At 66.2% G+C, this 18137-nt stretch carries 18 protein-coding genes; 6 read left to right on the top strand and 12 right to left on the bottom strand.

Annotated features, from left to right (window positions below):
• Positions 1 to 123: 123 nt before the first annotated feature.
• Complete coding sequence (locus tag ACFQS4_RS16975) at positions 124 to 285, bottom strand: preprotein translocase subunit Sec61beta (RefSeq protein WP_254158420.1); 162 nt, start codon at positions 283 to 285, stop codon at positions 124 to 126.
• Between the two features lie 91 nt (positions 286 to 376).
• On the opposite strand from ACFQS4_RS16975, the gene ACFQS4_RS16980 reads away from it, so the two are divergent.
• A complete protein-coding gene (locus ACFQS4_RS16980) occupies positions 377 to 604 on the top strand; it encodes a DUF7472 family protein (protein ID WP_500194677.1) in 228 nt (75 codons plus the stop codon).
• Positions 605 to 749: 145 nt separating this feature from the next.
• Here the strand turns inward: ACFQS4_RS16980 and priL are convergent, their stop codons facing one another.
• Positions 750 to 1835 (bottom strand): DNA primase regulatory subunit PriL, encoded by a 1086-nt coding sequence (gene priL / locus ACFQS4_RS16985; protein WP_500194680.1) that lies wholly within the window; start codon positions 1833 to 1835, stop codon positions 750 to 752.
• Between the two features lie 154 nt (positions 1836 to 1989).
• Here priL and ACFQS4_RS16990 point away from each other — a divergent pair, with 154 nt between their 5' ends.
• On the top strand, positions 1990 to 2883 hold the full coding sequence (locus ACFQS4_RS16990) for an alpha/beta fold hydrolase (protein ID WP_500194683.1): 894 nt from the start codon (positions 1990 to 1992) through the stop codon (positions 2881 to 2883).
• Between the two features lie 73 nt (positions 2884 to 2956).
• Positions 2957 to 3982: an HNH endonuclease gene (locus tag ACFQS4_RS16995; RefSeq protein ID WP_500194685.1), complete on the top strand. Its 1026-nt coding sequence runs from the start codon at positions 2957 to 2959 to the stop codon at positions 3980 to 3982.
• A gap of 12 nt (positions 3983 to 3994) precedes the next feature.
• Here the strand turns inward: ACFQS4_RS16995 and ACFQS4_RS17000 are convergent, their stop codons facing one another.
• A complete protein-coding gene (locus tag ACFQS4_RS17000) occupies positions 3995 to 4417 on the bottom strand; it encodes a CBS domain-containing protein (protein WP_500194687.1) in 423 nt (140 codons plus the stop codon).
• A gap of 172 nt (positions 4418 to 4589) precedes the next feature.
• Between ACFQS4_RS17000 and ACFQS4_RS17005 the strand changes: the two genes are divergently transcribed.
• Positions 4590 to 5828 carry a digeranylgeranylglycerophospholipid reductase gene (locus ACFQS4_RS17005; RefSeq protein ID WP_500194690.1) on the top strand — a complete coding sequence of 413 codons (1239 nt, stop codon included), beginning with the start codon at positions 4590 to 4592 and terminating at the stop codon, positions 5826 to 5828.
• 47 nt (positions 5829 to 5875) lie between these two features.
• Positions 5876 to 6283 (top strand): hypothetical protein, encoded by a 408-nt coding sequence (locus ACFQS4_RS17010; RefSeq protein WP_500194693.1) that lies wholly within the window; start codon positions 5876 to 5878, stop codon positions 6281 to 6283.
• Between the two features lie 188 nt (positions 6284 to 6471).
• Here the strand turns inward: ACFQS4_RS17010 and ACFQS4_RS17015 are convergent, their stop codons facing one another.
• Positions 6472 to 6972, bottom strand: coding sequence for a protein-tyrosine phosphatase family protein (locus ACFQS4_RS17015; RefSeq protein ID WP_500194694.1), 501 nt, complete (start codon positions 6970 to 6972; stop codon positions 6472 to 6474).
• 266 nt (positions 6973 to 7238) lie between these two features.
• On the opposite strand from ACFQS4_RS17015, the gene ACFQS4_RS17020 reads away from it, so the two are divergent.
• A complete protein-coding gene (locus ACFQS4_RS17020) occupies positions 7239 to 8867 on the top strand; it encodes a hypothetical protein (protein WP_500194696.1) in 1629 nt (542 codons plus the stop codon).
• Positions 8868 to 8962: 95 nt separating this feature from the next.
• Here ACFQS4_RS17020 and ACFQS4_RS17025 read toward each other — a convergent pair whose 3' ends face one another.
• The 8 genes from ACFQS4_RS17025 to ACFQS4_RS17060 form a co-directional block, all read right to left on the bottom strand.
• Positions 8963 to 10648 (bottom strand): aldehyde ferredoxin oxidoreductase family protein, encoded by a 1686-nt coding sequence (locus tag ACFQS4_RS17025; protein ID WP_500194698.1) that lies wholly within the window; start codon positions 10646 to 10648, stop codon positions 8963 to 8965.
• Between the two features lie 91 nt (positions 10649 to 10739).
• Complete coding sequence (locus ACFQS4_RS17030; RefSeq protein WP_500194701.1) at positions 10740 to 11141, bottom strand: DUF7344 domain-containing protein; 402 nt, start codon at positions 11139 to 11141, stop codon at positions 10740 to 10742.
• A gap of 276 nt (positions 11142 to 11417) precedes the next feature.
• Positions 11418 to 11699, bottom strand: a complete 282-nt coding sequence (locus ACFQS4_RS17035) for a HalOD1 output domain-containing protein (protein ID WP_500194704.1) — start codon at positions 11697 to 11699, stop codon at positions 11418 to 11420.
• 328 nt (positions 11700 to 12027) lie between these two features.
• A complete protein-coding gene (locus ACFQS4_RS17040) occupies positions 12028 to 12819 on the bottom strand; it encodes a helix-turn-helix transcriptional regulator (RefSeq protein WP_500194706.1) in 792 nt (263 codons plus the stop codon).
• A gap of 153 nt (positions 12820 to 12972) precedes the next feature.
• The gene (locus ACFQS4_RS17045; protein ID WP_500194708.1) at positions 12973 to 13959 is read right to left on the bottom strand and encodes a hypothetical protein; all 987 of its coding nucleotides are present in this window, start codon (positions 13957 to 13959) and stop codon (positions 12973 to 12975) included.
• A gap of 168 nt (positions 13960 to 14127) precedes the next feature.
• Positions 14128 to 14928 carry an N-acyl homoserine lactonase family protein gene (locus tag ACFQS4_RS17050; protein WP_500194710.1) on the bottom strand — a complete coding sequence of 267 codons (801 nt, stop codon included), beginning with the start codon at positions 14926 to 14928 and terminating at the stop codon, positions 14128 to 14130.
• Between the two features lie 102 nt (positions 14929 to 15030).
• Positions 15031 to 16167, bottom strand: a complete 1137-nt coding sequence (locus ACFQS4_RS17055) for an ABC transporter ATP-binding protein (protein WP_500194712.1) — start codon at positions 16165 to 16167, stop codon at positions 15031 to 15033.
• Positions 16157 to 17983 (bottom strand): ABC transporter permease, encoded by a 1827-nt coding sequence (locus tag ACFQS4_RS17060; RefSeq protein ID WP_500196646.1) that lies wholly within the window; start codon positions 17981 to 17983, stop codon positions 16157 to 16159. The genes ACFQS4_RS17055 and ACFQS4_RS17060 overlap by 11 nt, the downstream gene beginning before the upstream one ends.
• Between the last annotated feature and the right edge of the window lie 154 nt (positions 17984 to 18137).

An 18137-nucleotide genomic window follows, 5' to 3' on the forward strand; every position in this document is an offset into this window, starting at 1 on the left:
ATACATATTTGAAGAAAAAACGCCTATGTCAAACCAGTCTCTAACTTTCGTTGCTTACGACCCGCACACGCTGCAAGGCGATGGCGACGTGAACTGGCGTAACGTTGCTCGTCAACGCAGCACTTACGCGACGAACGTCAACAGCTGTACGAGCACGCCGAGCAGGACGCCGAAGGCGATGACCGTCTTCGGATCGATGCGGATCCCGCGGTCGTCCTCGGAGTCGAAGTAGCGAACGAGTCCGGCGCTGGACATCAGCCCGCCGGTGTTCTGTCCTTTATCCATACCTGACCTTACGTCAGCCCCACACTAAGTCTTTCGACCCCGACCGACCCTTCGAAGCACTTTTGATCGCAGCGACGAAATCCACGCTATCATGCTCGAGCGCGAGCGACTCATCGAAATTGGCATCGCGATCCCGATGGTGGCCATCATGATCGGCGCGATGATGGTCGTCGGCGAGAACTACAAGACGAACGGGACGCTCACGCCCGAGGGCGGACAGCTGCTCGTGGGGACGATCATCGGTTTCGTCGTGCTCATGCTGGCAGTCGGCATCGCGCTCGCGTACGTGACGAACGATTCTACCGACGCGTCGGCCTGAGCAACTGACACGTCAGCCTGTAACTCGAGTCGGTTCGTCCCCGTTCGAACCGCCACGCTTCGCGCTCGCTTCTTCGCGTTCGTCTTTTCGCGCTCGTTCCGTCGAGGCACGATCTCCGAGAACCCGCGACGCCAAAAGTCAGTCGTCAGTCGCCTTCGGCCGACTGCCCGCTCTCGGCGCGCCAGTCCTCGAGGTCGTCCTCGTCGGCGTCGTCGAGTCGGTGCTCGTAGTAGGCCATTGGGTGGGGAATCCGCTCGCAGAGGTCGTCCTTGTTCACGCAGTCGCCGTACGATTGCATAGTGGCACACGACGGCGGCGAGTACTCCGTCGGGGAGCTATCGCCCCGGATGTGGTCGGTCTGGTAGCGCGTCATCTCCTCGCCGAAACTCGAGTTGACCCGGTAGAGGTCGACGATCTGATCGGTGGTCATCCCGATACTCGTCAGGAAGGCGGTGATCGCGAACCGCGAGTGGTGAGGCAGGTGCTCGCCTTTCTGGACGTCGTCGAGCAGCGCCTTCATACACGGTGGGAACAGGTCCGGGACGACGGTGTCGATCTCCCGGGTGAGGTCCATCTCGGCCAGCACCTCGCGGATTTCGGCGGCCTCGTCCTCGAGCGCGGCCGCGATCGGTTCGGGCACGTCGAAGGGGAGGCCGTCCTCGACGCGGGTCCGGACGGCCTCGCGGACGAGCGTCAGGAGTTCGGCCTCGGTGATCGGCACCTCGCCGTCGGCGAGCGCTCGGTTGACCAGGCGCCACTCGTCCGCCCAGAGGTCGTCCGCGAGCGGGAGGTAGGCGCCGACGTCGATCCGATACGTTGGGGGGTCGTCGGCGACCGACCGCACCGACGGCCCGAGGTCGAACTCCGCGAGCAGCGTCTCGAGGTCGACCCCGGTCGACTCGACGCTCTTGAGTTCGGTCGTGTCCGTGAAGTCGGCCGTGAACCGATCGAACGCCGTCTCGGCTTCCGCGCGGGCGTACTTTCGAATCAGGACGTTCTCGGCGACCAGCGATACGAGGACGCGCGCCACTGGATAGGAGAGCAGTTCGACGCGGGCGTCGCGACTCGGCTCGCCCGTTCCGCCGTCCTCGAGGGCGGCGACGACGCGCTCGCGGGCGCGCTCGACGACCGCCTGATCCTGCTCGACGACCGTCGCCAGGTCGACCGCCTCGGTGGCGACGGCCTCGCGGGCGGCCTCGAGGAAGGGGTAGCGAGCGTGGAGCCGTTTCATCAATCCATACATTCCGCCGGGGGTGGTTAAACACACGGTTTACCAGTTCGGCCATTTATTTTGCCAGGCCGATGCCAGAACGCGCTCGACCTGGGCCCGGGTCGGCAGTCGGCAGTGGTGTCCGTTCAAGAGGCCCGACGTCGTACCCCGAGGCATGCCACGGGTCACGCGAGACGGCGTGTCGATTCACTACGAGCGCGAGCGAGGGGACGGACGAGGTGAGGGCGTGCCCGTCGTCTTCCTGCAGGGACTGGGCCTCGGGCGCTGGCAGTGGCGCTGGCAGCGCGAGGCGCTCGCCGATGCCGGCGAGTACGACCTGATCGCCCCCGACACACGGGGTACGGATGGCTCCGACGCCGGACTCCTCCCGCTCGTCGGTCGACTCCCGCGGCGCCTCCGGTCGCCGCTCCTGCGATCTCGCCTGAGCTACTCCGTGGGCGGACTCGCCGCCGACCTCGAGGCCGTGCTCGAGGACGCGGGAGTTCGAGACGCCCACCTCGTCGGCCTCGATCTGGGCGGGATGGTCGCCCAGCGCTACGCGCTCGAGTACTCGCGCGCGGCCTCGCTCACCCTGATCGGGACGAGCCACGGCGGGGTCGACGCGATGGCAATGGACGAGGACGTCCTGTCGGAACTCCTCGCGAGCGCCGATTCGCCGCGCGAGACCGCTCGCGAGCGCCTCCGGACACTATTCAGCGAGCGATTCACCAACCGCAACCCCCACCTGCTGGATCGACTGGTCGAGTGGCAACTCGCACAGGCGCCGTCGAACCCGGCGCTCGAGTCCCAGCTGGGAGCACTGACCGGGTTCGACGTGGGCGACCGCCTCGAGGGCATTCGCCTGCCGACGCTCGTGATCCACGGGAGTGAGGATCGGATCGTCCCGGTCGAGAACGGTCGTCTGTTCGAGGCGAAACTCCCGAACGTCCAGTTCCTCGAGCTCGAGGGCGGCTCCCACGCCTGCTTCCTCGAGCAGGCCGACCGGGTGAACGATGTGCTCGAGTCGTTCCTCGCGGAAGTGTCGACGACCACGACGGCGACAGTCTGACGTGACGACGAAGCGCCCGGTCTCGTGCACCGACAGCCGGAGCGTTTTTGCGCCGCCGGCGTGACCACCAGTCGTGGAACCCGACGCTCGACCCTGGCAGGCGGATCGCGAGGCGATCTTCGAACGCGACGATCACGCGTGTCGATACTGCGACAGCGACTCCGGCTCCCGTACCGACTCGTCGTCCTGCCGCGTCGCGGCGGTCGGCGACGTCGCCCTCGAGGGCACGGTTCACGAGAGCGCGCTCGTCACCGTCTGTAACGACTGCTTTCAGACGCTGAACCGCTCCCAGGACGCCGTCTTCGACGATCGAGCGCGCCTCTTCGAGACGATTCGAGACGTGACGAGACGACAGAGCGACGCCATCTCGACCGTCGCCTCGTTCGCCTCCCTCGCGACGCAGTTGCCGGCGGCCATCGAGGACGGCGAGAACGACCGCGCGACCTACGTCACCGCTCGCCAGGACGCCTGCCTCGCACTCGCGATGGTCGACGCGACCCTTGACCCGCTCGAGCGGGCGCCGGCCGAGTCCAATCTCGAGGCGCTCGCGGCGGGGACGGCCGACAGGACGGGTGACGGAACGAGTGACGCGGAGACGGCCGACAGAACGGATGACGGAACGAATGACGCGGAGACGGCCGACAGAACGGATGACGGAACGAATGACGCGGAGACGGCCGACAGAACGGATGACGCAGTGACGACCGACGGCAGCGAAGCGAGCGACGACCCGCCAGCCGAAACGCTCTCGACGGCACTCGAGTCGTTCTGTACCGCAGCACGGAGCCTCCAGCGTGACCTCCGAGAGGTACTCGAATGCTCCGACGGCATCGCGGTCGGACTCGGGTGCTGTTACGGCTGTTTCACGGGGCTCGAGGGCGCGGACGACCCGGTCGTTCTCGACCCGGATTCGTCCCGCCAGTGTCCGACCTGCGGCCTCGAATCGCCTGCCCTCGAGGACTGGCGCGATGGGGACGGCGATCTCGCGTTCGACGCGCTCTACGGCGCGATCAACGACTCGCTCCAGGCGAGTTCGAAGACGACGACGGCGCTCACGGCGCGGACGCAGGTCGTCGCCGAGTGCCTCTTCGAAAAGTGAATGTGAACGCGATCAATACGGCGCGCGCTGCTCCCGAATCACGCCGACGAGTTCGCTCTGTTCATCCGCCAGCAGTTCGCTCAGGTCGTCGAGCGTGATGATCCCCACGAGGGAGCCGCCGTCGTCGACGACCGGCAACCGCCGGACGTTGCGTTCGTTCATTCGTTCGGTCGCGTCGTAGAACCCCGCGTCGACGCCGATCGTGTGGACCGTCCCGGACATGACGTCTTGGACGGTTGCCGATTCGGGGTCGTCGCCGTCGACCAGGACCGCGAGCGCGAGGTCGCGGTCGGTCACGATGCCGACCGGTTCGTCCCCCTCGGTGACGACCACGCTGCCGACCATCTCCTCGTCCATCATGGCCGCAACGTCTCGAATGGAACTGTCCGGCGACGCGGTGACGACGTCGCTCCGGGCGAGCGTCTCGAGTGACATACGTTGTGTTACGGTGTCGAGATACGTAGTACCGCCACCGGTGAGTGCAGGCGTGGCGGCCGGTTCGTTCGAGCGATGGGTGCCAGCGAGTCCATATTCACACGCGACCGTGATGTTCTGCTTGCGAACATAACTGGGTATACTCATAATGCTCCAGCACACTCTGTGGGTTATGAACGGAGATTGCGACGTAGTGATCGCCGGGGCTGGGCCCGCTGGTGCGCAGTGTGCGCGGGACCTGGCCGCCCGCGGGTACGACGTCGTCGTCCTCGAGACGGAGGCGGAAGACGAGTTCCCGAAACAGAGCAACAAGTCGACGGCCGGCACGTTCCCGTCGATGATGGCCTCGTTCGGGATTCCCGACGACGTCGTCCAGCAATTCACCGAATCCGTGGTGCTCGAGTCGCCGAACGACTACTACGTACAGGACCAGCCGGGTGCGGTACTGGACTTCGGGAAGTTCAAGCGGTACCTGGTCGAGGACGGCCGCGAGAAGGGCGCGGAGTACCGCTTCGACTCGAGAGCGACAGCACCGATTACGGAGGGCGGCGAACCCGTCGGCGTCACCTACAGCGGGTCCGAGAAACTCTACGCCGACATCGTGATCGACGCGACGGGCCCCGCGGCGCCGCTGGCGAAGAAACTCGGCGTGAGCGACCTCAAGCGGGAGAACCACGCCATCGGGATCGAGTTCGAACTCGAGGGGATCGAGGTCGACCACCCCGACTACGCCGACCTGACCGACGCGATGATGCTGCGCCTCGACCACGACCTCGCGCCGGGGGGCTACTCGTGGATCTTCCACACCGGCGAGGACACCGCCAAGGTGGGTCTCTGTTACATCCAGAACGAGAGCCATCGCCAGCACGGACGGAACAGCTTCAACATCGATGACTACCTCCAGCACTGGATCGACACCGACCCCCGGTTCGCAGAGGCCGAGCGAATCGAGGGTCGCCAGCACCGCGGATCGGCCCACATCCAGCCCCCCGGCCAGATCCACACCGACCGGTTCATGGCCATCGGTGACACCGTCCCGACGGTCGACCCGCTCTGGGGCGAGGGGATTCACACCTGCATGAAGTCCGGGCGGGCGGCTGCCGTCGCCGCCGACAGCTGTCTCAAACACGGCCAGATCGAGCCCACCGCCGACAACCTCGCGGTCTACGACACGCTCTGGCACCGCGACGTCGCCCCGAACGTGGACACGCGGCTCCTGATGACCCACCTGCTCTACCTCGCCTCGAACGACCGCTACGACGACCTCATGGCGGACCTGAACCGCTTCGACACCGATACGCTGGCCCAGGCCAACAAAGGGAGTCGGCTCGCGCTCGCGAAACTGCTCGGCGTTCGGGACCTGCCGCTGATCGCCCGCGTGCTTCGGGCGCGACGGGAGTGGTACAACTAGGTATCGGGAGGCAATCGGTTTAGGGGCCTCGAGCGCCAACGACCGATATGGATCCGCTGGCGCTCGTTGCGCTCGTTCTCGCCTCGCTGGCGTTTTTCGCCGGCCTCGCCGCGTACGTCTACCGCGACGCCCGCGAGGTGGGAATGTCCAACCCGCGGAAGTGGGCCGTGATCGTGTTCGCGGTGCCGGTCTACGGCGCGATCGTCTACCTGCTCGCTCGGAGCGAACTGGACTACGACCCCGAAACGGATCCCTACCGGGGCGGCGCCGTCAACGTTCATCCCTCGCGGGCCGACGAAGTACCCTGGACGGTTCGGTCGGGAAACGACGAGGGCGTGGGCGAGGGCGAGGGCGGAGACGACGGCGACGACACCGCAGACGAGTGGAACGACCCCGTCCCGCTCGAAGACCTCGAGTCGGCAGACAGTGGTGACCCCGACTGGAACCACGAGTGATCGCAAACCAGTGGCCGCGAGTTGGCGACCGAGAACACGTGTGGCGATCAGCGGTACCTTCACTCGAGACCGCTGCTCGACCTTCGCCGCTGCCTTCTCGCCGGGAACGGTACGCCGAAGCCGGGGCGCAACACGGCGTCTCTTTCGACAGGTACCCGAATAGCTACAGAGCGTCCTCGAACCGGCGCTCAGTCCGATGATTCAGCAGCGAGGTATACGACGGCAAGTTCGTGCAGGGCAGGATTCGGAACCGCGAACGGGCGAGCGTCCTGGACGATCGAGAGCGCAGTCCGGAGTGAACGGTTCTCTTCGACAGCGAGTACCGTCGCGATGATCGTACTACTTCGGGAGATTCCCGCTTTGCAGTGAATCAGGACGGAACCGCTCCGTCGGTAGACTGAGCGGGCAGTATCCACCGCCTCCGCGAATACTTCCCACTCGTTTCCTGAACCGTCGATTAACGGGTGGTGATGCGTCGTGAGCGGGTATCGTTCCGTCGAAACCGACAGCACGAACTCGAATTCTCTCTGGTGGTGTTCCGGAATCGCTGCGAACTTATTGCCGAGGAAGAGGTTTCTGTCGCCGATCCGTCGAATAACCGGACCGTCCTCGACGTACCCGAACGGTCTGATAAGCGGTTTGGAACTACTCTCACGCTCTGCTGAGCCGTCGGGCGTACGGGACTCCACGACAGCTAGTGTTCGAGTCGAAGAAATAAGTGTTCTCGGTACGTCCTCACCGGTAGCGTCGTCCAGTGGACAGGGGTACTCCTTTGCTGTTCAGCAACGCTGACCGGAATAGGGGAGTTCTCGTAAGGAACGCTCCGCTCTTCAGCACGAACCATCTATCGAACGCTGAAACTCGGGAGACACTGCCTTTTCTCCACGACTACAATTCGTATAGTTGATGCGTCGAAACCGTGAGAGTGAACCACCCCCCGGTGCAACCTCGAGCAGTGACCTCCTCGAGTCAGCGCGTCCTCGCCGCCGCTCGCGCCGCGGGGCAGATTGCGGCGGTTCGCCACCGCGTCGAACTCCGGCGCCGTCGTCGCCACCCGCAACTGGCGGCCGCGGTCGTCCTGGGTGCGACGTTCGCGACGCTGTTGCTCGTCGGCACCGTTCCGGTCCCCGTCTACGAGTCCGTCTGGCCAGAACCCGGCGCCTACCACTACGGTACCCTCGTCGGCACCGAGAGCGACCGCGTCCTTGAGCGCACGCGCGAACTCGCGGCAACGGGACTCGTTCTGACGGCGGGCCTGGGCGTGCTGGGGGCGACGACGAGCGACGGCTGGGAGACCCCGCCGACAGAGGCCGTCACCGCGGTCCCGCTCCCGTCGGCCATCGGCGGCGTCCTCGGGGCAGCCCTGCTCGAGCACGGCTGGTTCGTCGCGCCGGCAACCCTGGGAGCTGTCCTGGCGTTCACGGTTGGGACGGGGTCGCCCGCGACGTTCGTCGGCGCAATCGTCGGCGGCGGCGCCATCCTCCTGACCGGCCTGCTGGTCGGAACCGCCGTTGGCGTCACCATCCGGGCCGCCATCCGTCGATCCCCGCGACTCTACAGCTCCCGGTACGCCGTGAGCGTCCTCCTCCTGTTCGTCACGTTCGTCGGGCTCGCTGTCAGCCGTCGGGCCGCCGGCCTGCTCGGCTCGACGCCGCTCGGCTGGTACGGCGACCTCGCGCTGGCGACCACGCCCGGCCTCGAGGCGGGGGCCGTCCAGGCCGGGGCTGCACTGTTCGTCGCTGCCAGCGTGATCCCGCTCGCCCTGGGAACGACCCTCGTTTCCGGCCGCTCGCTGTGGTTCGCCGAGACCGTCCTCGACGACGGCACCGTCTCCGACTCGCGTCCCGGCCGACGAACGCGGTTCGTGGGGCGGGCGCTCGAGGCGCGATTCGGCCGGGCAACGGCGGGAGCGACGGCAGTGGTGTGGCGTCGAATGCGCCGGTCACCGCGGGCGATGCTCTACGTCGTCCTGCCGCTGGCGTTCGTGGGGCCGGTGACCGCCGACGTGTCGTCGACGGCGCCCGCGCTGCTCGCGCCGCTCGTCGTCCTGTACGCCGCCTCGGCCGTCGGCCTCGGGACGACGCTCAACCCCCTCGGGAACGAACGGGTCGCCCTGGCGCTCGTGCGGACGACGCCCGGCGGGCCGGACGCCATCCTCCGCGGGCACGCCCTCGCCGCGCTCGTTCCGGGCGTGCCAGTCGTCACAACCGCTGCGCTCCTCGTCGGTGCCGCCGCCGGCTATCCGCCCCTGACGAGCGTCGGGTTCGCGGCCGCCGCGACGCTGGTGACGATTGGCGGGACGGGCCTCTCGCTCGCCGTCGGCGCCTTCCTTCCGAACCTCGAGGGGCCGACGCCCGCCTCCCTGTCGCCGCCCGAACTGTACGCCATGCTCGCCTACCTCGCTGCGATGGTCGTCGTCGCGAGCCCACTCTTCGTCGGGTTCGGGACGGGGGTCGCCGACTCGCCCGCAGGAGTCGCGGCGACAGTAGCCCTCTGTGGCGTCTTCGGAGGAGTCGTGGGGCTCGGTGGCTATCGATACGCGAGACGGCGGCTCGAGGCGTTCGAACCCGGTGTCGACAGCTGAAACGGCGAAAACGGCGAAAACGGCGAAAACGGCGAAAGTGACGAGAACGGCGAGAACGGCGGAAACGTCGGAAACGGCAGAAACAGCTGAACCCGTCAGTCGTCGCTCGAGACTGCCTCGCCTGCGCCGACGGCTTCCGCCGGGACGGTGCCGTCGTCGTTCCAGCCGCGCTCGGCGTAGTATGCCGAGAGGGCGTCGTCGAATCCCGGAAGTTCGTAGGGCAGTCGGTCGTCAGCCCGGTCCATGCCGCGCCGGTTGTTGAAGTGGCGCTCCATCGCGACGACCTCGCTGCCGACGGCGAGCAGGTCGTCGTAGTCCGCGTCGAGCAGCGTCTCGAGGCGGTCGGCGTCGACGAAGTCCCGGGAGAACTTACACAGGACCGCGCTGTCCTTGATGACGTTGAGGTTCTCCTTCTCGACGACCTTCGGGGGTTTCCCCTCGAGGCCCTCCTTGTCGATGGCCTGGTCCTGGTCGACCAGCGGGTACTCGAGCGAGTAAAACTCGGCGTACATGTGGTCGGCGCCGCGGTTCGAGGTGGCGAAGGACAGTCCCTGGCCGTTGAGCGTGCGGCCGTCGTGGGCGGGGAACTCGAGGCCCTTGACCGACCAGTTGTCGACGCCCAGTTCGTCGTGGATGCGGTCGACGCCCTCGGCCAGGGTGTCGCCGATTCCCTCCCGGTGGGCGATCTTCTCGACGGTCTCGTGGATCAACTCGGCGTCGCCGAATGCGTCCTCGCTCGCGAGGTACGCCGAGACGACGTCGCCCGCGGAGATGGTGTCCATCCCGAGTTCGTCACACAGTTTGTTCGACTGCATCACGTCGACGATGTCGTCCACGCCGGCGTTCGAGCCGAACGCCATCACCGTCTCGTACTCCGGGCCCTCGGTCTCGAGGCCGGATTCCTCGTCCCTGGTCGGGAGTTTGCAGGCGAACGCACACGCCGAGCAGGTTCCCTTCTTGTACTTCTTCTCTTCGACGCGGTCGCCGCTGATGCCCTCGGCGCCCTCGAAGCTCAGTCCCGAGAAGTACCGCGTCGGGAGGGCCTCGACCGTGCTCGCGAACTCGGTCATCGAGGAGGTGCCCTGTCGTTTCATGATGTGGTCGGACTGGGCGGCCTCCCGGTGGACGTCCATCTGAAGAGACGGAATCTCGACGTCGTGCGCCGAATCCCCGTCGAAGGTGATCGCCTTGACGTTCTTCGCGCCGAGCACAGCTCCGAGGCCGCCGCGGCCGAACGCGCGCTCGCGGGAGGTCATGATCGAGGCGAAGCGAACCCGGTTCTCGCCCGCTGGGCCGATGGTGACGGTGTGTTCGGCCTCGAGGCCGTGTTCGGCCTCGATGTACTCACAGAGCTCGCTCGTCTCGGCCCCCTCGAGCGCCGACACGTCCTCGAATTCGACGCCATCGTCCGTGACGTGTACGATCACGAGGTCGTCGCTCTCGCCTGCGACCTCGACGGCGCCGTAGCCCGTCGCCGTGAAGTTCCGCGAGAGGAAGCCCCCGGCGTTCGAGGAGAGCAGGCCGTCGGTTAGCGGCGAGAGCCCGGTCGCCGACATCCGCCCGGTGAAACTCATCGTCGAGTGCTGGAGCGGTCCCGTCGCGAAGAAGAGGCGGTTCTCGGGCCCGAACGGGTCCGCGTCGAAGGGAATCCGATCGTGAGCGAGTTTCGTTCCGACTGCGCGACCGCCAACGTAGCGCTCGAGTACGTCGTCGATCGATTCGGTCTCCCACGAACGGTCCTCGAGGTCGATCGTGAGCAGCGGTCCTCTGGCGTGGTTCATACCTCACTGTGTCACGCGGCCGTGCAAAACGGTACCGGTTGTCGAGTTCGGTCGTAGAGGCTACGACGAGCGGTCGTTGGGGTCGTGGAGGCTACGACGAGCGGTCGTAGGTATCCCGTGGCTCGCCACAGATTGCGTCCATCCGGGCGGCGATGCGTTCCCCGGTTTCGGTGAGGAGGGCCGTCTTCGTCTCCGGGTCGTAGTCGATCGCGTCCGCGTCGGCGAGTTTGGGAATGTGTACGTGGTGGAGCGAGATCGTGATCGACCGGAGGTGGTCGTGCTGGGCGTCCGCGTGGTCGGAGATCGAGTGCAACCGACCACTCGATTCGCGAGCCGAAATTTCCTCGGCCAGTTCCTCGAGGGTCGCCGGGCCGGTCGTTTCCTCGAGGTATCGTACCACCACGCGGCGCCGCTGGTCGGCCAGAAGGTCGAACGCCGAGGTAACTTCGCCGGCCTGCTCGAATAGCGCTGGTGATGGGATGTTCGTCGTCATGTGCTGATCGTACGCTGGGGTTGGGTGGTGACGGGAATAATCTCGGTTCCTACGTGTTTTGATCGGATTTTCCGTACTGTTCGAACCACGTGAACGTTCTTCGAGGACCCGATGATCGACGACTCCCGGACCCGTCGGCCAGAAACCGGGGGCTATTCGTGAACGACGAGTCGCGCTATGCACGCCAGTTGCAGCTCGGAGGGAATCTGTTTGCTTCCCGTTGTGCGTTCGGACGCGCGAGTGCTCTACCTCTCGACCGCCCGACCGCTCGAACGATCAGTCCAGGCGTTCGATTCGAACCGTCCCGGTGCCACTGACGGTGACGTCGAAGCCGTTGCTGACGAAGTGAAACGACTGTCGACTCGACCGGGAGCCGACGCGTTCGAGCAATGCTGGATCGACGTCGTGGTAAAGTGGTCGCAGATCGATCGACGGACAGCCTCGAATCGTCGCCATGGCCTCGGCGATCGACACCGTCGTTTCGCGATTGTCGTCGAGTCGAAATTCATACGTGTCCGTGGAGGGGTCCCGTGCCACGATATCGAGATTAGGGTCCATACTGGTCATTGGTGGATTCCTGTGAGTAGTCCGTTCGAAGGGACCGACGTCCCATCGTTCGAGAGGGACACCAGCGAGTTGTATATACTCGATGGAATAATTCGGCGACGAATCGGCTGAATAGCACGAACGGGAGGCGTTCGAACGCTCGACGGTTTTGTACCAGTCGAATGAATTGCATCGATCGAACAGCACACACTGGTTCGGTAATCTCGAGCGACGAACTCGAGCGACTTTGAAACGATGTCGAACCGCCGAGGACGGCCGTCTCGAGACGGCAGCAGTCACCGATTCCAGCGTCTCGCGTGGCAGAATCGGGGTTTCCCCGTCACTCCATCCGAAACGCGTCCGTGTCCGCCGCGTACTCCGCGTAGAGCGATTCGGCCCACGACCGCGCCTCGGCATCGGTTGTCTCGACGAACGCGCGGGCGATGCCCGACTCGTCGTGGGCCGCAAGGCCCACCCGCTCGTCGAAGAGAAAGAGCTCGAACGGGACGTTTTCGGCGACGTAGACCTCGAACCGGCCGGTTTCGAACGCCTCCATCGCCTCTTCGACGTGTTGTTCGAGGATGATCTCGATGACCTGCTGGTCGAAGATCACCTCGATTTCCGTGCCGTCGAGAATTTCCCGTCGCGCCACGTCGACGTACAGTGGCGAGATGATGCTCGAGAACATCCGGAGGGAGTCCGTCGCTTCGATGAGCTCGGTGATGCGCTTGATGCCGACGTGTGCCTGCCGGTGGCCCGAACAGGTCACGGTCGCGTCGGTGAAGTGCTCGATCGGGAGTTCCGGCGCCGAGTCGTCGATCGTGTTCAAGAACGGCTCGATCCGTCGTGCGGCCTCGAGGTTCGTTCGAAACGTGCGGAGTTCGTCGGCGACGACGTCGCCGAGGCCAGTGCTCTCGAAGCGGTCGGCCGGTTTCTTGACCAGTCCGTGCGCCTCGAGCGCATCGGCCGCCCGGTGGACGGTCGACCGGGCCATCTCGAGCTGGTCGGCCAGTTCGCGGGCCGTCCGCGGTCGGTCGGCCAGCAGTTCCAGTAGCTCGGACCGGGTCATCACCTCCTGGACGAAGTCTCCATTCGAGGGGGGTTCCCGATCGGTTCGCTCTCGGTCAGTCACGTCCGATCACCATCAGAGTGGAACGTTCGTGGGAGCAGTTGCATCCCGGTCGTGGCGAGTCGGCGTCCGTCCGACGGTGCGGTGACGACGTCGCTCTCCGGGCGGTCGTTCTCGCCTTCGCATTTGCGTTCGCTTCCGTTTTCACACGTCCCGTCATTTTCGCCCCCGGCTTTCCAGATGGCACGCGAGCACCGTCTCGAGTCCCTCGAGAAGCGCCCCGACGTCGACGCTCTCGACGTCGGTGGCGTACCCCTCGACGTGTTCGTAGTGCTCCGACCACCGTTCGAGTAATCGGTCTTCGATATTCGCCTCCTGGATCCGCGCGACGATCTTGTCCCGATCGGCGGTCGCGGGATCGGCCCGCAGTCGCTCGAGTTGCTCGCGTGAAACGACGCCCCGTTCCACGGCGGAGACGACGACGCCGGAACTACAGTCTCCCTCCTCGAGTTCGCGCTCCCACGTGGTGACCCAGTTGCCGATGCGGGTCATCTGCTGGGCGCGTCTGAGTACCTCCCGCAGCCGTCCGAGTTCGGAACGGTCGAACGCCGGCGAGTACAGCAGGTCGATGGCGGCGTAGGTGAACAGCATCATGTTGTGACTGTCGTAAATGGCAGTTTCCTCGAGGGACGCCAGCTCGAGGTGGTGGTTCAGCAGGTAGGTGTACTCGATGGCGGTGGTGGTCCGGTCGAGATCGAACCGGAGGAGGTCGCGAAATTCCGGGTACCTGGGTGCCGACTCGAGCCTGTCGTCCACGTGCTCCCAGACCTCGTGGGCGAGTGAGACGGCCGCCGCGTCGATTTCCGGACGCGTCTCGTCGGCCACCCGGTGGTCGAACGGCGCTTTCGTGGCTTCCCGAAACGTGTGTACGTCCTCGTCGCGTTCCGCGAGGTCGTCGAGGATGGTGACGTACAGCGACACCAGCAGCTTGCTCTCTCGGACCTGCTGGCTGTCGTCGGGGCGGACACACGAGAGGGTAATCTCCGGAAAGAGGTAGTAGAGCCACTTCCAGAGGAAGCGATCCCGTTCGTCGACGGTTTCCTCGTAGGTCTCGAGGAGGGCCGAAACGGACGCGGGAAGGGCCGTTCGCTCGATCCGCTCGAGGTGGGTCGTGCCGGTGAGATTTGTGTTCCGTGTGGTCATTATATAGGGAGTCGGTACGACGAAGGACGTTTTTCGGCCCGAGGCGTCACCGAGGGTGCGACTCGTTGGTGTCGTCTACAGAGCGGCGGGTGCGCTATGGGCCATAGTAGCGTGTGACAACCTCATAAATATAACCATGTGTTATTTTGTATTCCCAGGTGACACGACTCACTCGAGCGCGTTCGGCGGGTCCGGAAGGCGTCGCTGTTCGTCTGGATCGTGGTGGACGATAACGTCCGCGTCGGCGACGCGGGCACGATCCTTGATCGCGGCGATCGAGTCGACCGACGCCTCGAGCGACCACGCGAACGAGGCGGCGAGTTCCTGCTCGTAGCCCGCGCGACTGTTCGCCGCGTCGGCCGCGAGGATCGTGGTCCCCGACGCGAGGTCCACCTCGAGCGACTGGTGACCCGGCGTGTGTCCGGGCGTCGGGAAGGCGACGGCCGATCTGTCGCCGAAGACGTCGTACTCGTCCGTGATCGCGATGACGTCCGCGTCGAGTTCCCGGAGGTGGCGGAAGTCGCCCTCGAGGTAGAACAGTCGCTGGGGGCCGTCGGGCCAGAACGCGTAGCGCAGTTCCTCCTTCCGGACGACGACGGTCGCCTCGGGGAACGAATCGAGGTTGCCGGCGTGGTCGGTGTGGAGGTGTGAGAGAACGACCGTGTCTACGTCCCCTGGCTCGTAACCCAGGTCCGCGAGGTGCTCGACCGGGGGCTTCCCCGCCGAGAGATCGATTGTCTCGGCGAACTCGGCCATGTGGGGCGCTCCCTCCGGACCGTACTCGAGCGGCGCCGTCGCCATCTCGTGGCTCACGCCCGTGTCGAACAAGACGAGTCCCTCTGGGTGCTCGAGCAGGTAGCACGGACACCAGCCCACGTAGGGCTCGCCTGGGTTCTGTAGCTGGGTCGCGGCGCTGTTGTCGAAGGTCCACGTCGCCGTGTTCAGCCGGTAGAGTCGCTCGACTGGCATACGTGTCCCTTCGACTCGAGGGTGATGAATCTATCCGGGTGATCGGGTACGGCTGCGTTCGACGCCGTCTGTCTCTGCTCACGCGAGTTTGCCGCTCACCGCTCACTGACCGACGACGTGCGCGTCCCCCGGATCGAATCCGACTCGAACCTCGCCCGAGAGCGGTTCGCGCGTTCGCAACACGACGTCCCGGCCCTGCCAGGCGAGGCGGACGCGCGTGGTCTCCCCGAGGAACTCCGCGCTCTCGACGGTTCCCGCGAACGCGTTGGCCGGGGCCTCGAGCGAGAGGTGTTCGGGTCGAACGCAGAAGGTCAGCGATTCGCCTCGATTCGGCTCGTCGGTCCGGTCAGTCACGACGTCGAACTCGGTTCCGGCGACATCGACTCGAGCCCGCGTCTCGCCGCCATAGCCGTCGGCGTCGACGCCGACGACCTCGCCGTCGAAGACGTTGTTGTCCCCGACGAACTCGGCGACGAAGCGCGTCTGGGGGCGGTGGTAGATCGTTCGCGGCGGGGCGACCTGCTCGGGCGCCCCCGCGCGCATGACGGCCACGCGGTCGGAGATGGCGAGGGCCTCCTCCTGGTCGTGGGTCACGTACACCGTCGTAATCTCCATCTCCCGCTGGATCGCCTTCACTTGGACGCGAAGGCGCTCTCGGAGTTGCGCGTCGAGAGCGCTCATCGGCTCGTCGAGCAAGAGCACGTCCGGGCCGGGTGCCAGCGCGCGGGCGATGGACACGCGCTGTTGCTGGCCGCCGGAGAGTTCGTCCGGGTCGCGGTCGGCCATCCCCTCGAGGTCGACCAGCTCGAGCAACTCCCGAACCCGTTCGTCGTGCGAGACGTTTCCTGGCGGGTCGGTGAAGTTGAGCCCGTAGGCGACGTTCTCGCCGACGGTCATGTGCGGGAACAGCGCGTAGTTCTGGAAGACGACGCCGACGTCGCGATCCTCGGGCGGAACGTCGGTCACGTCCTCGCCGCGGAATCGGACGGTCCCCGCACTCGGCGCCTCGAACCCGGCGACGAGTCGGAGCGTGGTGGTCTTCCCACAGCCCGAGGGGCCGACGAGGGTGAAGAACTCGCCCTCGCGAACGCGGATCGAGACGTCGTCGACGGCCGTCGTCTCGCCGTACGTCTTCGAGACGTCGTCGAGCTCGAGCGCGACGGGAGTGTCCGCGTCGACCGCGTCGGCCTGGTAGTCGGCCACCTGCGCTCGCTCGAGTCCGTTGCGCTCAGAGGCCAACGCGATCACCTCCGAGGCGGTCGATGACGACGAAACTGAACGCGGTGACGACGAGCAAGACGACGCCCATGGCGGTCGCCGGTCCGAGGCGACGTCCGATGAATCGTTCGATCGCGATCGGCATCGTGTACTGGTCGGTGCCGGTCGCGAGGATCACCGTCGCGGAGAACTCCCCCATCGAGATGGCCACCGCGAACGCCGCGCCCGCGACCACGCCGGGCCAGACCAGGGGCAACTCGACGTCGAGCAGTGCCCTGGTTCGAGAGGCCCCGAGTGCGCGAGCGGACTCGAGGAGACTGGGATCGATCGACTCGAGTCCCGGCGCGACGGTTCGGACGACGAACGGGTAACAGGCGACGGCGTGGGCGGCGACGATGGCCACCGCACCCGTGACGGTGATCCGGTAGTGCCAGATTTCGAACCCGAAAACGGGACCGCGGAGCAGGCCGATGCCGACGATGATGCCGGAGACGGCGAGCGGGGCCATGGCGACCACGTCGACGAGTTTTCGCCCGCGGTAGCGCCGCGTCGTCAGTACCGAGACGACGACCCCCATTGGGAGGGAGACGGCGAGTGCCGCGGCGGCGAACAGCAGGGAATTACGGATGGCGGGCCAGGGTCGTACCTGGAACGCCGCCGCGGACGCCTGGCGCTCGAGGAGGAAGCCGTAGTGGGCCAGGGTGAACTCGCCGCCGGGGGTGGTGACGCTCCGGACGAGCAGGCTCGCGATGGGGGCGACGAAGACGAACAGGGCAATCACGCCGTAGACGGCCAGGCCGACCCGCGGGATGAGTTCGCGCGCGGAGAACGCTGGCGGCGCGAGCGACTTTCGGGGGAGCGGTCGGATCGCACTCGAGCGAACCGTGTGTTTCGCCTCGTAGCGGAGGTAGCCGTAGAGTACGCCGAGCGAGATTACCAGTTCTACGATCGCCAACGCGGCGGCTTCGGCGTAGTCGAGGTCCTGGACGAGCTGGTAGACGAACACCTCGACGGTCGACAGCCGGATCCCGCCGAGTGCGAGGACGATGGGAAAGGTGCCGAACGTGAAGACGAACGTCAGGGCCGCGCCCATCAGCGCTGCGGGGTACAGTTGCGGAGCGACCACGTCTCGGAAGGCTCGGAACGGCCCGGCCCCGAGGCTACGGGCGGTCTCGAATGCACTCGCGTCGACGGACTCCCAGGCTGCCGTCGTCACCCGCGCGACCAGCGGTGCGTTGTAGAAGGCGTGGGCGATCAGGATGGCCTCGAGGCTGCCCACGAGCGAGATCGGTCCCAGCCCCAGGGGCTCGAGGACGGCGTTGAGCGTACCGCTCCGGCCGAACGTGGCGTAGAAGCCGACGGCGACCATGATCGAGGGCATGACGAAGGGAAGAATCGTCAGCGAGCGCAGCGTCCGCCGTCCACGAAACCCGTAGCGTGCGAGGAGGTAGGCCATCGGCAGGCCGAGCGCGAGCGAGAGGAGCGTCGAGAGGAGCGCCTGGTAGGCGGTGAAGCCGACGATGCCCAGACGACGGTCGCTCGAGAGCAGGTCCCGGAGGACCTCGAGCGGGGGTTCGCCGGCGAGGAACCGCGCGAAATCGCCGAAGTAGAACGGATCGGTCACCAGATCGGCGAAGACGGTGAGCGTGAGGACACCCTCGACGACGACCGATTCGACGAACACCGTCGCCACGGGGTAGTAAAACATCGCGAGCAACAGGCCGACCGTGACGACGGCCCCGGCGGCGAGCGCCCGGCGCTCGAGGCGGTCGCGGACGGTCCGGTGGCGGATGGGGGATTGACTCGACACGCCGTCGGCGGAGGGCGCCCCTGGCATCGCCGCGCTCGCGTCACCGCCGTCGGGACTCGCACGGTCGGAATCGGTCGTCACGTTGGTACCTCCGTCGGTTGTGGCCGCGTCCGGACTCGAGTCCGGACACATCCGCGCTTCCGGACTCGAGCACGGGGCCGAGAGCGACGCCGGACGCTGA

Source organism: Saliphagus sp. GCM10025317 (assembly GCF_042663665.1).
GTDB lineage: Archaea > Halobacteriota > Halobacteria > Halobacteriales > Natrialbaceae > Natronosalvus.